The organism is Haloglycomyces albus DSM 45210, from assembly GCF_000527155.1.
Classification (GTDB): domain Bacteria; phylum Actinomycetota; class Actinomycetes; order Mycobacteriales; family Micromonosporaceae; genus Haloglycomyces; species Haloglycomyces albus.
Genome location: NZ_AZUQ01000001.1, coordinates 3,399,463 through 3,413,538 on the forward strand (window position 1 = coordinate 3,399,463; position 14,076 = coordinate 3,413,538).

The window sequence follows — 14,076 nt, forward strand, 5'->3', positions numbered from 1 at the left end:
GAATCAGGAACCAGTGGCCCCGCGAGGGGACCATGCCAACCTTCGGGTTGGAATCCCCCGGATTTATCCGTGGGGAGGAGGTCAATCGGTACACGCCTTTGCGCAAGTATCGGGTCGGGGCCTAAACGATTGGTCGTGGACCCGAATTCGGGTCCACGACCCCGCTCTGGCTAGGCCGGGTGACACCTCGGTGCCGCCCTCCTCATCCGATTTTCCCACCTTCCTGCGATGGGAATCACGACTGGTTCTCAGATTTTTTCTTTCCGTATACAGGTCGGACCTTTAGGCTGGAACAGAGTCGTCATTTCTCGGGATCCGGATCGCAATGACGCTACCCGTGATTTCAGTGAGGTCGTACGCCGTCTACCTTGACAACGCACGGTGACCTCATTGCCTTGAATCTTCTCTGTCCCAGCCCACCAGCAAATACGGATGCGGAGCTCGGCATGCGTCTTTCGCTCTTGTCCATGTCCATCGGTGCGTTCGCCATTGGAACCACCGAATTCATCGTCATGGGAATTCTCCCGGTCATCGCCGATTCCGAAGGCGTTTCGCTCGCGACCGCCGGTCTCTTGGTTTCGGCGTACGCCCTCGGCGTCGTCATCGGGGCTCCCCTGCTCACGGTGACCACGACACGTATCCCCCGGAAAGCACTCCTCATCGTCCTGATGGTCGCGTTTGCCACCGCCAACCTGGTCACCGCACTCGCACCCGATTTCACCACTCTCCTGCTCTCCCGCCTGGTGGCGGGACTTCCCCACGGCGCCTTCTTCGGGGCCGCCGCCGTCGTGGGTGCCAACCTGGTGCCCTATGAGCGCCGTGCGCGGGCCATAGCGGTCATCATGTCAGGTTTGACCGTCTCCACCATCGCAGGTGTTCCCTTGGGCGCGGTGGTCGTCAACCATGTCGACTGGCGTTGGGTCTTCGTCGGCGTCGCGGTCCTCGCGCTCGTCTGCGCGCTGGCCGTCGCGATGACCGTGCCGAATATGAACGGACGTGTTCCCACCACGAAACCGTGGGACGAAATCAAGGCTCTGGGTAATCGTCGTGTCATCTTGACCCTGGTCAACGGTGCCGTCGGTTTCGGAGCCATGTTCGCCTGCTACACCTACCTGTCCCCCATTCTGAGCGAAGTGACCGGGTTCGATTCGCTGGGCATAGCCGCGACGCTCGCGGTATTCGGCATCGGCATGACCGTGGGAAATCTGGTCGGCGGTACCATCGCCGATCAACGTCCCTTGACCGGATTGTATTGGGCTTTCGGCCTCGCTGCTCTGATCTTGACGTTCATGTACGCCACGGTCGCGCACCCGGTTATGGCGGTAAGCGCGGTTTTCGCTCTGGCTCTGTGCGTATCGACCATCAGCCCGATCCTGCAGCGTCTGCTGTTGGACGGAGCTCACGACGCCCCTTCCCTCGCGTCGGCCCTGCACCATTCGGCGTTCAATCTGGCCAACGCGAACGGTGCGTGGGTGGGCGGACTGGTGCTGAGCGCCGGATTCGGGCCAACGTCACCTCTCCTGGCCGGGGTGGGCTTGGCCCTCGCCGGTCTAGCGATCGCCGCCGTACTCGATCGAGCCCATCGGCTACCGTCCAATACGGTTCCCACAGGCCAACGCAGTCCACGAGAGTCTGTGGAGGACGACCGTACGGACGGCGATCTCACGTCAGCGTGACCACAGCCAGATTTCGGTACCGCGCGGTCGCTCTTCACCGGCTTCGACGGATTGTTTGAAGACGTATCCGCCGGTTACCAAGGTGACCTGTTTGACCTCGAACCCTTCGTCCCGCATGATCCGGGTGGCCTCGTCCATCGTCTTTCCCTCGACATCGGGAACCTCGACCGGTTCGGGGCCTTCACTGATGACCACATCGATCTCCGCGTCCTCGGAGACGCCCTGTCCGGCGGCGGGACTCGTGGAAATAATGTGTCCTTCAGGGATGGTATCGCTGTACGATTCCTCTTCATCGCCCATTTCCAATCCCATGGACTCCAGCCGCTCTTCGGCTTCGTCTTCGCTCATGTTGACGAGGTCGGGTACCTGCAAAGGCGAGCGCCCGTCGGATAGATATACCGTCACGTCGCTACCGGACCGTATCTCCTCACCACGGCTCGGATCGGTACGGATGACCTTTCCTTCCGGCACCGTATCGGAATACTCGGAGTCGAACGTGGTATTGACACCGATCCTGTCCAACTCTTCCGCGGCCGCTTGCCGTGACTTTCCGCTGAGATCGGGAACGGTGAACCGTTCGGGGCCCAGCGACGGGGTCACGGTGATCGTACCGCCTTGCTTCACACGATCTCCCACGTCGGGCGATTGCGACAAAAGTTCACCGGACGGGACGCTCTCCGAATACTGCCCGTCGCCGATCTCGACTTCGAAACCTTGCTCAGCGGCGTAATTCGCGACGGTGTCGACGTTCTGGTCCAACAGCGATGGGGCGGATACATAACGTCCGAAGCCGACCCACCATACCGCGACGATGGCCAACAGCGCGATCGCCGTCAGTGCCGCCAGCCGCGACCGGGCCTTCCATCGTTGCCGTTTCGACGGGGCGGCTCGAGCGGGGAGCGGATCGGTCGGCATCACCTGTGTGACGTTTCCCGTCGCGCGATTGATTTCTCGTGCGAACGCGTGAGCATCCGCCGGTCGTTCCGGGGGCGGAGCGACAACGGCGGCCAGCACGGCCTGCGCCAGATGTGCGGGAACGTCGGGGTTGAATTCCCGTGGCGACGGAGCCTGTTCGGGCGACGTCCGCATGACTGATTCGAAGTCCGTGGCCGCGAAGGGAGTACGCCCGCACAGCATTTCGTACAACACGACCGCTACCGAATACACGTCGCCGGCGGTGGTGACCTTACCGCCCCGCAGGACTTCCGGGGCCACATAGGCGGGTGTCGCCATGAGGGGACCGCTGTCGTCTCCCGATCGGGCGAGTCCGAAATCGACGATCTTGACCCGATCGGCCTGTGCGTTTTCCTTCAGCAGGATGTTTTCCGGTTTAATGTCGCGATGCACGATTCCCTTGGAATGGGCCGCCTGCAGCCCTTCCAACACCTGCCGAATGATGGTCACGGCCTCACCCGGCGGTACGGGACCCCGGTTCAAGCGGTCACGCAGTGAACCGCCGTCCGCGTGTTCCATGACGATGTAAGGAGCATTGCCGAGTCTTCCCGAGTCAAAGACCGCTACCACGTTCGGATGTGACAGCGCGGCAATGGTTTTCGCCTCATGATCGAATGCGTCCAGACTGAAGGTACGCGCCGCGTCGGAGTCGGGTGAAATCAGTTTGACCGCAACGGTTCGATCCAATCGGGTGTCAACGGCCTCAAAAACGTCCGCCATGCCTCCGGACGCGATGAGTCGGCGTAGACGGTATCGGCCGTCCACGACCGTCCCGAGTTCGATCCCCGTCGTCGGTTCCACAGATTTCCTTCCCTCTTAGGGTCGTTCACAGCAGGACGCTGCGTTTCCACCACTATTACAGTCTATTCGGTCCCTACGACCGACGGTTCGGCACTGTCATCGAGTAACCAGGTATTCGGCTCCGGGGAACAACGGCAAGGAAGTAGACACTACTCCCAGTTGACGAGTCGCTCGGGTGAGTGCGACGTACAGATCCCGCAGTCCCTGCGGGTCGGTCGCTATTCGGTCCGGTTCCACGACGATGACCGTGTCGTACTCCAGGCCCTTGGCTTGACGAGGGGTAACGGAGGTGAATTCCTGGCAATGCAGTTCGTCGACGGAGATGACCGCTACCGACCCGAGGGATTGAGCCTCCGCATACAGTCCGCGCACGGCTTCCTCGATGTCGCCCTTGGCGATATGCAGCCAGGGATCGATGCCGGAGCGACGTACCGCTTCAGTACGAGCCGCCGTCGGATCTATTTCGGACAGCACCCGGTCGGCTACCTCGAGAACCTCGGCAGGCGTCCGGTACGACACCGTCAGTCGGCAATGACGCCACGGCGAGTTGAGTTCTCCGAAGACCTCGTCCCAGTTGCCGGGAGCGGCCGGAGTACCGGACTGCGCGAGATCCCCGGCGACGGTGAAGGACTTCGTCACACAACGACGGAGGAGGGCCCGCCACATCATGGGAGACAACTCCTGCGCTTCGTCTACAATGACGTGACCGAAGATCCATTCCCGATCGGCGGCGGCCCGTTCCGCCACAGAGATGTAAAGGTCTTGGCCTTGCCGATTGCCGAGTTCGCCGGCGTCGATCAGATCGCGGGCGGACAGAATTTCCGAGTCTTCCTCATCTTCGAATTCAAACGACGCCGACCCGCTCGCAATCGAGAACACACCTTCGGCATAGTCCAAGGTGGGATCGAAACCGTCGTCCAATCGCCGCCGCTCTCGGCTGCCCAATTGCTCGGCGGCTTCATCGAGGAGAGCCACGTCGGCTTCACTCCAGCCTCCGCCCGGAACGCGATACAGCGACTCCTGCTGGCGGCGGGTCAAGGTGGCGGCCGCATTGGCCAACCTGGAGCGAGAGGCGAACAGGTCCTCAAGCAGATCGAAAGCGGACAGTTCCGGCCATAGGCGTGAAATCTCCGCCCGAATCGCAAAATCGCGTGCGATTTCCTCCGCCAGACGCGCCCGATCATTGAGGTCGAGGAAATTCTCCCCTCCCAGCGGGTCGGCACCGATGACTTCGGCGTACTGGTTGGCCAGATCCGCGATAACGCGTTTGTGAAAGACCTCGATGGAGTTATTGTGTCGATGACCGCTGTCGCGAGCCGCGTCCCGAGCCGCGGTCACCTTTTCAGGACGCAAATACAGTTCGACACCGTGATAATCGATCCTGATCGCTTCGTTCGGTACTTCCTCCCGATCGGCAATGGCCGCCGCGATGATCCCGGCCATGCGCCGCGAACCTTTCAATTGCGCGACTTCATCGGGTTCGGTGCGGTGTGGACTCACCCCGGGAAAGATCTGTCCCGGGGTCCGCAGCAGGACGTCGTTTTCCGCCAAGCCGGGCAGAACCTCTGAAATATAATGCAGAAAGTCCGTACCCGGGCCGATGACCAGTACACCGCGCCGCGCCAACTGCCGACGGTGCTGATAAAGCAGATAAGCCGCCCGGTGCAGCGCAACCGCCGTCTTCCCGGTCCCCGGAGCTCCGTCTATAACCGTAATGCCTTCCAGTGGAGAGCGGATAATATCGTCCTGCTCCGTCTGGATCGTGGCCACGATGTCGCGCATGTATTCGCCGCGGGGATCATTGAGAGCGGCGATCAGAGCCGACTCGGCGGCTATGTTGTTATCGGATGCGGCGACTTCGCCGGTGAAGTCCTCATCCGTGATCCCGGTTATCCGTCGTTCGCGCACCTTCAGATGGCGACGTCGTTTCACCTCTCCAGGATTGGCGGCCGTCGCCAGATAGAACTCCCGGCCCGCCTCGGACCGCCAATCGATCAACTGCTGATGGCCGGATGCGGATCTAATGCCAATTTTGCCGAGGTAATGCTGCTCGCGCGGAAAATCCAAACGCCCGAACACCAAACCGTCCTCCACGGAATTGAGAACCGCCAGGCGACGATTCCACATATGTGTTTCAATATCACGTTGCGACAATTCCTGGTCGGTTTCGACATGTTTCAACCGAGACGCGCGAATACCCGAATCGGCTTCCGTACGCATGTGATCGAGGCGCTCGTAGAGTGCGTCGAGATTTGCCTGTTCCTCCCGCATGGCGGAAGCACGATCGCTGGACATGAATCTCCTTTTAATGGCAGCTGACCCGACTATCCATGTTAACGTCCAGCATGACGACCACCTGTCCCAGGATGTGAAACCTGGAGGCACGGTCACCATCTAGAGCAACCCCGAGCGCTAGCCTGGGGTGCGCTTTTGACGAAACCGTACGATTGCCCAAGTAATTCACGATCGTATTCAAGGATGCGACCGGTGGACCTACCCAAGATTATTAGAGATATGTCCACGATATGGATACGATAACGCATCGATAACGAATACTTGTGCCATAAAGGTGGCCCCAGTACGGTATTACTACTTGTGAGTGCCCTCACTGTATGTGACTGGAGTAATTCGAATGACTAGAGAAAACTGGGGGACCCGCCTCGGATTCATCCTAGCCGCCGTCGGTTCGGCGGTCGGGCTTGGAAACATCTGGCGGTTCCCGGCCGTATCGTACGAAAACGGTGGCGGCGCGTTTCTGCTGCCCTACCTGATTGCCCTATTGACCGCCGGAATTCCATTGCTGATCATGGAATTCAGCATTGGACGCAAGTATCGGGCTTCCGCCCCGCTGGCGTGGCGCAAGCTCAACAAGAACACGGAGTTCATCGGCTGGTGGCAGGTAGCCATCGCCTCGGTCATCGCCGTGTACTACGCCGCGATCATCGGCTGGGCCGCTTGGTACACCTGGTACTCCTTTGACCAAACCTGGGGGTCAGAGCCCGACGCGTTCTTGTTCACCGACTTCTTGGGCGGCGGTGAAGGTCCGGTCACCGAAGTGGGACTATTTGATCACTTTGGCGACTTTGTCCCGGGCATCGCTCTGGCGATGGGGGTTATCTGGCTAATCGTCGGAATCGTCATCGTCGCGGGTGTCCGTAAAGGTATCGAGCTGTCGAACCGCATCTTCATGCCCTTGCTGATCGCCATGTTCGGAGTTCTGGTCGTTCAGGCGCTGACACTCGACGGAGCAACCGACGGTCTGGACGCGTTCTTCACACCGGACTGGGAAGCCCTCAGCGGTTCCGGGGTATGGGTCGCCGCCTACGGACAGATCTTCTTCTCCCTGTCCATCGGTTTCGGTATCATGATCACCTACGCCTCATACCTGAGGAAGAAGGCCGATCTGACGACCTCGGCACTGACGGTCGGCTTCGCCAACTCGTCGTTCGAACTCCTGGCCGGTATCGGAGTGTTCTCCGTTCTCGGTTTCATGGCCGCTCAATCGGGTACCGGTATCGATCAACAGGTCACCGATGGTGTCGGCCTGGCCTTTGTGGCCTTCCCGAACATCATCAACACCCTGCCCGTCGCCGCCGGCCTGTTCGGCGTACTCTTCTTCCTCTCGCTCACGGTCGCCGGGCTATCCTCGTTGATCAGTATCGTTCAGGTGCCCGTGGCCGCGTTCAAGGACCGTTTCAACCTCAACCACAAGGCGACCGCCATCATCGTATGGCTGGTGCTGGCCGTGGTTTCCGTGGGATTCTTCCCCACGGTGAACGGTCTGCTCCTGCTGGACGTCGCGGACGGCTACATCAACTCCTTCGGCATCGCCGGTGCCGGATTCATCTCCATCGTCTCGGTCGTCTGGTTCACCCGCAAGTGGAGAGACCTCATCGACGAGGCCAACCGGACCTCGGTATTCCAGGTCGTCAAGCGGCGCAAGGACCTCTGGTTCGGCGCTCTCGGGGTTCTCACCCCGCTGATCCTGGGTATCACCTTGTACTCGGACGCTCGCGAGCGCTTCGATCCGAACGTGGTGGACAGCTCGGTTCTGAACTACGGAATTGCGGTGGCCGGTGGCGCCTTGGCATTCGGAATCATCATGAACCTGGTCCTGCGTGCCTACAAGACGCCAGGTGAGGACGACAGAGACCCAGAGGACGAACCGACCACCGATCCCAGCGACGACTCCTCTTCCACCGAAGTCGAGGAATCGCAGGACGATGACTCTGCGGAGCGAAAGGAGGCACAGCAATAATGAGTATCTCGGCAATCGTCATGATGATCGTGGCCATGGTCGTCATTTTCGGCGGGCTGATCGTTTCAGCTACCACGCTCCTTACGCACCCGGAAAAGGACGATTAGAAACCACAACTCGACTGCGTTTATTCGATGAGTATTCGAATCAACGCGACAATCAAACATTACGCGCGGTGGAAGGCGCGGGCCATCATACGGCCCGCGCCTTCCACCGCGTCTATCCGCAACACGCCGTGTTTTCCCATGTCTCAAGGCCAGACGCTCTTAGGCTCTGTATCAGCGCATCACGCCCCAATCGGGCTGGCTCCCTGAGCCGTAAGAGAAGAGGTGAAAGGTGTTTCCTCGGCTGTGGATCCCCTTGTTCGGTTCGATCATGATAACCGGAGGCTGTGCCGACGACCCGGAGGTCAGTAGACATGTCGACCTCCAGCCGATCGAGGCCGCAGGAGAATCCCATGCGGACGCCCGAGGCTCCGCCGTCGTCCGGTCCTTCGCACGGGGAACCGACGTGGAGTTGGAGGTCGAGGGTCTCCTGGAGTCGGAAGCGTACGTCGCTCATATTCACAACCAACCCTGCCAACACGATCCACCGGGCGGCGACCACTGGAAACGCGACCCCGACGCCGGAGAAGGGGCCGACAACGAAATTCACCTGAACTTCCACACCTTCGCCGACGGCACCGCCCAAAGTTCTACGCACAGCGGTTTGGAAGCCCACGAAGACATGAAATCCATCGTCGTTCACCTGGCAACAGTCCCCGATGACCTCGACATGAAAACAGACCGCGCCCTCTGCGGCGACGTAGGAGGTGACCGCTGAGGTTGTTCCAGGTGCTGCAGATTTGCGCGAGGAGGACTCGCAGCGGCCTCATGGCCGCAAGAGGCCCCCACAGCGTAAATCTGCAGCACCTGGAACAACCTCAGCTCCTCTCCAGCTCTACCGCTTCTACGCTTCGCTCGAAGCTCGCCAGTGACGTAAAGGACTGGTGGGATAGTCGAGTGTCTCCTGAAGGAGCAGCCAATCCCACCGCCGCACACACGCCCTTCGCGTTGCCAGCGGCTCGCCGGTTGGCTCGTCTGTGGGGATGGTTGAGTGATTGAGCTCGTTAGGGAACACAGCCGGCTCTACCGCTTCCACGCATCGCTGGAAGCTCGCCGACTGATTACTCCATGGAGCCAAGGTGGTGATTGGGTTCGTTCCAAGAAAAGCCACCGCCATCACCGGATCACAGCAACTGCAGTGTCCTGCAGGGCATCTTAATCTGCTGCCATGCCGTACGTATCGGCATCGAGTTTCACGGTATTCTCTTCAAATTGATCTAACAGTTAAGTTTCATAAGTTTGACATTATTACTTTAGTTCACTATATTAATAGATCCATACCCATCCATTACAAATGGAGGAACAATGCGACATACGAAACGCCTACTTATGTCCCTTCTCAGTGCGGGGGCGCTTGTCGTCAGTCTTGGGCTCCTTGGTGCGCCCGCATCCGCCCATGCCTGGGTTACCGATCTCCCCAGCCGACAGCATTACTGCTCTGACGGGACACTCGATGACTGTGGAGCCATCCAATGGGAGCCACAGAGCGTGGAGGGCCCCAAGGGATTCCCTGAATCCGGAGTCGTAGACGGGCAGATTTGCTCCGCGGAAAACGGATCGTTCGCTCAGCTGGACAATCCTCGCGGCGGAAACTGGCCCGCCACGAACGTCAGCGGAGGTGAATACAGCTTCACTTGGGAACATACCGCGCGACACTCCACAACCAAGTACTCCTACTGGATAACCAACGGATCGTACACCGCGCTCGATCCACTGAGCCGTTCCGATCTCAACCTGGAACCGCTCTACGAGGAATACCTCAATGGACGCCAGCCCAATACCTATGAGACGCACACCTTCAATATCCCGCAGCTCTCAGGTCGCCAACTCATCCTCGCCTACTGGGAGGTGGCCGATACCGGTAACGCCTTCTACGCGTGCATTGACGTCGACTTTGACGGCAACGGCGACCCGGGAGACCCCGGCGATCCGGGTGACCCCGGAGACCCCGGTTGTGGCGGCCTCAGTGAATGGGCCTCTGCCGATGTGTACACCTCCGGTGATGAAGTACAGCATGGTGGAAACCAGTACCGCGCCAAATGGTGGACTCAAGGAGAAGAGCCCGGCACCACCGGTGAATGGGGCGTCTGGGAGAACCTCGGTAGTTGTTGACCACCAATGCGGTACAGCGCTTCCCCTCACTTAGCTGAAGTGCGTTAGCGCAAAACCCCTCCATTACGACCACCTCATCAACGTGTCGGCTCTCAGCGACACCTAAGCAAATCAATGCCGGAGTCCAATAAGGCCTCTGGCCGAAATCTCTAAAAGAAAATCCCCAAAACGGTTTGGTACGCAACCAAATCACAGAGCCGGAATCGAGACCGGATATCGCCTTCGTCGGCAAACTCAACGATCATGCCGCCAGCGCATAATTCCGTGCCCCCATAGGGCCTTCCACATCCTCAAGATAAGCCCGTACAGCATGCGCCCATACTTCTACCCAACAAGCCGTCTGTGGCGCTCAGAAGTAGCCACAGCGCTCGCCGGTGCTCCAGGATTCCTACGTTTCCATCACGACCGCACAGCAATACAACATACAGTGCCCCTGAAGCAGGGATCGGCCACGACGCTGCCCCACCCCATGAATCACCACCAACCGATCTGCAAGCACGAAGCGCACCATACATTCGTCTGCATTTCCGAATTGACCCTAACAACCGCACCTCCCCGGAGGTGCTAACCGGCGAGCCGCTAACGAAGCGCCACAGGCGCAAGTGCAGCGGCGGTAGAGCTGCCTGTGCTTTCCAAAAGAGCTCTACCACCACACCCTCCCCACGGATACGCCAACTGGCGAGCCGCTAGCACTGAAAGTGCGACGCGGCGGTAGAGCTGGAGAGGAGCTGAGGTTGTTCCAGGTGCTTCAGATTTGCGCGAGGAGGATTCGTAGCGACCTTCAGGTCGTGAGAATCCCCCACAGCGCAAATATGGAGTGCCTGGGGCAAGCTCAGCGGTCACCTACCAACCCCAAAAAAGGGATGTGCATACCCCCGATGAATTACGTGAGAAATTATTTAGTATTCTCTCCTAAAAACAAGCCACAAACGTCATGGTTAGGAGACGAGATGGGCTTTAAGAAAATGTTGGCGGGAGGTGCGGTCGGTGCTGGAGCGGTGGCCGCTTCCTTCGCGATCGCCAGTCCGGCACTCGGACACGGTTGGGTTACCGACGACGTCGGCGACCTGACCTCTCGCTCAGGTTTCTGCGCCGAGGGCGTTGCGACCGACTGCGGTTCCATTGAATACGAACCGCAAAGCGTCGAGGGCCCCAAGGGATTCCCCGAAGCGGGACCGGAAGACGGCAGCATCTGCGGCGTGGGAGCCTATCCCGAGCTGGACGACCCGCGTGGTGGTAACTGGCCGAAGAACGAGGTCTCAGCCGGGTCGGTGGACATCGGCTGGAACTTCACCGCCAACCACTCCACCACGAAGTGGGAATACTACATCACCCAGGACAATTGGGACCCCACGGAACCGATTACCCGCGCTCAGCTCGAAAGCGAGCCCTTCGCGGTCGTTGACTGGGACGGCAGCCAGCCTCCGAAGCAGTACATCGACACCGTCGACCTGCCTGCCAAGGACGGCCACCACGTCATCCTCGCGGTTTGGGAGATCGACGACACCGCGAACTCCTTCTACAACTGCATCGACGTTGACTACAACGGAAACAACGGCGGCGACGACGGGGATGACGGCTCCGACGGTGGTGACGACGGCGGCGACCAGCCCGGCACCTGTGAAGGTGTGAGCGACTGGAGCGAAGGCGCCACCTACACCTCGGGCGATGAAGTGGCCCATGACGGCCGCCTCTACAGCGCACAGTGGTGGACCAGGGGCGACGAGCCTGGCACCACCGGCGAATGGGGCGTCTGGACCGACGAGGGCGCTTGTTAGTCGTGCGTTAGAGGAGCTTATGTTCCTCCCCTAAGCGCATACGATGTCATTGCGGGCTCCCGCTGCTGCGACAGCGGGAGCCCGCAATGTTTGAAACGGTCGTGACGATGGCTAGGAGACAATCGGTGACCGTCACACGACTATGGTAATCACTCGGTTCGAGCCCTTTCGACCGAGTTCATCTAATTTAAAGTACTTCACCTTCGAGCCATTCGACGTAGGCCCCGGAAACGGCGGTCGCGCAGTCTATGAGTTCTTCCAGAAGGGCGATCGAGATCCCCGGACGAACCGGTACCTGCATCTCGCCGAAGACCGGCAAAGCGCCCGAATCGGTCGGTTCTCCCACATAGGCCTTCAAAAATCGCCGGGTACGGTTCCATTCGTTGACCGCCGCGTAGGCGCGCAGATTGAATTCCTTCGGGACGGTTTGATAGGCGCGGCAGCGCAGCACCAGAATGTCTTCGTCGGGTCCTTCCGAACGCAGCTGAACCACGTGGCGTTCCCAGAGGGCCACCAGGCTACCGCGGTCGTCCACTAGGTAGCGGATACCGAGATTCTGCAGCGCTTCGATGATTCGTTCCGAGGTAAGGTGCCTTACTTCGTGGCAGGAATCGGAAGCGATCTGACGCAGATCGTCCATGAAGGTGGGATCGATGTCTTCCAGATCCTGTTTAATCAGCTGCCAGCGATCGGCGTCCTCATTCTTGGACTCCGCCGGATCGTGCAACTGGGGAAAATCAATGTGGTCGCGCTCGTACGAGACGAGATCCTCGAACGTGGCCTGCTCCGGAATCGCTTCCGGCTGCGAACCGCGCGCCTCACTACGTTCATCGATGAACTCTTCGGTCATCGATTCCGGAATCGCACCGGAGGACTTTTCAGAGTCGCGCTTTTTACCGTTGCGCCACCATGCCATGTCTCTTCCGCCTCCCACCCGAAATACGCGTGTCAATGGCTTATGCGGGCTCCGCAAGAGTGGAACGTTCGCTCCACAAACGAACCTTGCCGGTGCGCCCGTATCTCAATCCCAGGCGAGTCCCACGTGCCCTACCACAAAACGGCAGAACATCACGCGAACGCCTCGTACCTGCAACGCTACGTGGAATCGATCTAGGCAGCCTAGAGCTTCGGACCAACATTGCACAACCGTCAGTGAGAAATGACCGAAAGTACGAGTCGCACATCACGCTTAACGTCGAATGCGTGTTCTACCTCACTGAATAACTTCACCCGTTGGAGCGATACACGACGGAAGCCCCCATTGCGACCATTGTTCATCATCGGGGAGTCAAGCTCAACGTTCGATCCAACTCCCATACTTCTCCGTTGCGCGCCCGTAGCCCGACCCGGTCGCTGCGATCGCACAGCACTTGAACGTGTCCATCGAGGTCGCCACCGAGGAAGGCCATCCGCATGAGCCCACTGACCAGGCGTTGACGCACGTCCAGCCGCCTCCCTGCCGATTCCACCTGAATAACGACGTGATCCAGCAACACGTCACGGAGACGTCGGTCACCTATGCCATGACCACGTCGTTCACGCAGCGCGGCCGCTGCCGCCTGGTCGATCCGGTATATCTCCGTTTCCGGAATCGATTCCACCACCGTCAAGGGTGATTTGGGAAGACGCTGCCGCCAGCGCGATTGACTCGCGGCAGGCACGGACTCGAGTAGTGCCTCGGCATGATATCGGCCGGGAGCAACGTGAGAGTCCGCGATTCGGTGCACCACGACGTCGATGGGCAGTACCGCCCACAACGCTCGCGTGTCGCCCTCCGCCGGGTCTATGCGAACCACGGTCGTCGTGTCGAATCGCGCGACCCGACGCGCGAAGGTCTCCACATCCGTGCTGTCGTGCGAGTCTACTCGGTCCATCTACTCAGGAATTCCTTCTCCACGTCCGTGACACGTCGCGGGCGTTCGGCTTCGGGGTCCAAGAGCACCATCGTAGTCTTGGCGCGGGCGGCGACCTTACCGTCCGCCAAGAGGTCGTAGGCAAAGGTGAAGGACGAATTTCCGATGCGGTCGATCCACGTCTCCATCCGTGTCCGCTGACCGTACACGACCGGGAGAAGGAAATCCGTCTCGTGACGTGCGACGACGATTCCCTCCTCAAAGGAGGTGATGCCTTCCTTGGCGGCGGCGGTGAACATCGCCGCTACTCGGGCCTCTTCGAACAGAGTCGAGTAGACCGAGTTGTTGACGTGACCAAACTTGTCCATATCGGACCAACGCAGGGTGATGTCGGTTGTGAAGCGCGCCATGCTTAGGAGTCTCCTCGTTCCACGGGGTCAATACGATCGGCCCGACTGGGCACTGCCGTCAATCATGAACGGCTTCATTGCCGATACTCCTCGGTAGGGGCGAAATCTGGGGTGGACCGCACATGCGGAC

The 14,076-nt window shown here is 59.7% G+C and carries 11 protein-coding genes; 6 read left to right on the plus strand and 5 right to left on the minus strand.

The window, feature by feature from the left end; translation table 11 throughout:
- The first annotated feature begins 446 nt into the window (after positions 1-446).
- Positions 447-1,676 carry an MFS transporter gene (locus HALAL_RS0115685; RefSeq protein WP_025274910.1) on the plus strand — a complete coding sequence of 410 codons (1,230 nt, stop codon included), beginning with the start codon at positions 447-449 and terminating at the stop codon, positions 1,674-1,676.
- Here HALAL_RS0115685 and HALAL_RS0115690 read toward each other — a convergent pair.
- Together HALAL_RS0115690 and HALAL_RS0115695 are read right to left on the minus strand one after the other, a co-directional pair.
- Complete coding sequence (locus HALAL_RS0115690; RefSeq protein ID WP_025274911.1) at positions 1,668-3,431, minus strand: Stk1 family PASTA domain-containing Ser/Thr kinase; 1,764 nt, start codon at positions 3,429-3,431, stop codon at positions 1,668-1,670. The two genes, HALAL_RS0115685 and HALAL_RS0115690, sit on opposite strands and share 9 nt — an antisense overlap.
- Before the next feature lie 96 nt (positions 3,432-3,527).
- Entirely contained in the window at positions 3,528-5,726 is a 2,199-nt protein-coding gene (locus HALAL_RS0115695; RefSeq protein WP_025274912.1) for a HelD family protein, read from the minus strand.
- Between the two features lie 337 nt (positions 5,727-6,063).
- Here HALAL_RS0115695 and HALAL_RS0115700 point away from each other — a divergent pair, with 337 nt between their 5' ends.
- The 5 genes from HALAL_RS0115700 (at position 6,064) to HALAL_RS19145 (ending at position 11,683) form a co-directional block, all read left to right on the plus strand.
- Entirely contained in the window at positions 6,064-7,689 is a 1,626-nt protein-coding gene (locus HALAL_RS0115700) for a sodium-dependent transporter (protein ID WP_084472046.1), read from the plus strand.
- Positions 7,689-7,796, plus strand: coding sequence for a methionine/alanine import family NSS transporter small subunit (locus HALAL_RS18325; protein ID WP_084472047.1), 108 nt, complete (start codon positions 7,689-7,691; stop codon positions 7,794-7,796). Before HALAL_RS0115700 ends, HALAL_RS18325 begins: the two co-directional genes overlap by 1 nt.
- 268 nt (positions 7,797-8,064) lie before the next feature.
- Positions 8,065-8,511, plus strand: coding sequence for a hypothetical protein (locus HALAL_RS0115710; RefSeq protein ID WP_156937774.1), 447 nt, complete (start codon positions 8,065-8,067; stop codon positions 8,509-8,511).
- Between the two features lie 587 nt (positions 8,512-9,098).
- A complete protein-coding gene (locus HALAL_RS0115715; protein ID WP_025274915.1) occupies positions 9,099-9,905 on the plus strand; it encodes a lytic polysaccharide monooxygenase in 807 nt (268 codons plus the stop codon).
- Between the two features lie 950 nt (positions 9,906-10,855).
- A complete protein-coding gene (locus tag HALAL_RS19145; protein ID WP_025274916.1) occupies positions 10,856-11,683 on the plus strand; it encodes a lytic polysaccharide monooxygenase in 828 nt (275 codons plus the stop codon).
- 187 nt (positions 11,684-11,870) lie between these two features.
- On the opposite strand, the gene HALAL_RS18740 is transcribed toward HALAL_RS19145, so the two are convergent.
- The 3 genes from HALAL_RS18740 to HALAL_RS0115735 all read right to left on the minus strand — a co-directional run bounded on the left by HALAL_RS18740 (position 11,871) and on the right by HALAL_RS0115735 (position 13,946).
- Positions 11,871-12,599, minus strand: coding sequence for a type III secretion system chaperone family protein (locus HALAL_RS18740; RefSeq protein ID WP_025274917.1), 729 nt, complete (start codon positions 12,597-12,599; stop codon positions 11,871-11,873).
- Between the two features lie 361 nt (positions 12,600-12,960).
- On the minus strand, positions 12,961-13,557 hold the full coding sequence (locus HALAL_RS0115730) for a DUF8185 domain-containing protein (RefSeq protein WP_025274918.1): 597 nt from the start codon (positions 13,555-13,557) through the stop codon (positions 12,961-12,963).
- Positions 13,545-13,946 carry an acyl-CoA thioesterase gene (locus HALAL_RS0115735; protein ID WP_025274919.1) on the minus strand — a complete coding sequence of 134 codons (402 nt, stop codon included), beginning with the start codon at positions 13,944-13,946 and terminating at the stop codon, positions 13,545-13,547. The genes HALAL_RS0115730 and HALAL_RS0115735 overlap by 13 nt, the downstream gene beginning before the upstream one ends.
- Positions 13,947-14,076 lie beyond the last annotated feature (130 nt).

Excerpts from the sequence above, each read along its gene's own strand:
- HALAL_RS0115685 (WP_025274910.1), top strand. The coding sequence starts at position 447 with ATGCGTCTTTCGCTCTTGTCCATGTCCATCGGTGCGTTCGCCATTGGA.
- HALAL_RS0115695 (WP_025274912.1), bottom strand. The coding sequence starts at position 5,726 with ATGTCCAGCGATCGTGCTTCCGCCATGCGGGAGGAACAGGCAAATCTC.
- HALAL_RS0115700 (WP_084472046.1), top strand. The coding sequence starts at position 6,064 with ATGACTAGAGAAAACTGGGGGACCCGCCTCGGATTCATCCTAGCCGCC.
- HALAL_RS18325 (WP_084472047.1), top strand. The coding sequence starts at position 7,689 with ATGAGTATCTCGGCAATCGTCATGATGATCGTGGCCATGGTCGTCATT.
- HALAL_RS0115710 (WP_156937774.1), top strand. The coding sequence starts at position 8,065 with ATGATAACCGGAGGCTGTGCCGACGACCCGGAGGTCAGTAGACATGTC.
- HALAL_RS0115715 (WP_025274915.1), top strand. The coding sequence starts at position 9,099 with ATGCGACATACGAAACGCCTACTTATGTCCCTTCTCAGTGCGGGGGCG.
- HALAL_RS19145 (WP_025274916.1), top strand. The coding sequence starts at position 10,856 with ATGGGCTTTAAGAAAATGTTGGCGGGAGGTGCGGTCGGTGCTGGAGCG.
- HALAL_RS18740 (WP_025274917.1), bottom strand. The coding sequence starts at position 12,599 with ATGGCATGGTGGCGCAACGGTAAAAAGCGCGACTCTGAAAAGTCCTCC.
- HALAL_RS0115730 (WP_025274918.1), bottom strand. The coding sequence starts at position 13,557 with ATGGACCGAGTAGACTCGCACGACAGCACGGATGTGGAGACCTTCGCG.
- HALAL_RS0115735 (WP_025274919.1), bottom strand. The coding sequence starts at position 13,946 with ATGGCGCGCTTCACAACCGACATCACCCTGCGTTGGTCCGATATGGAC.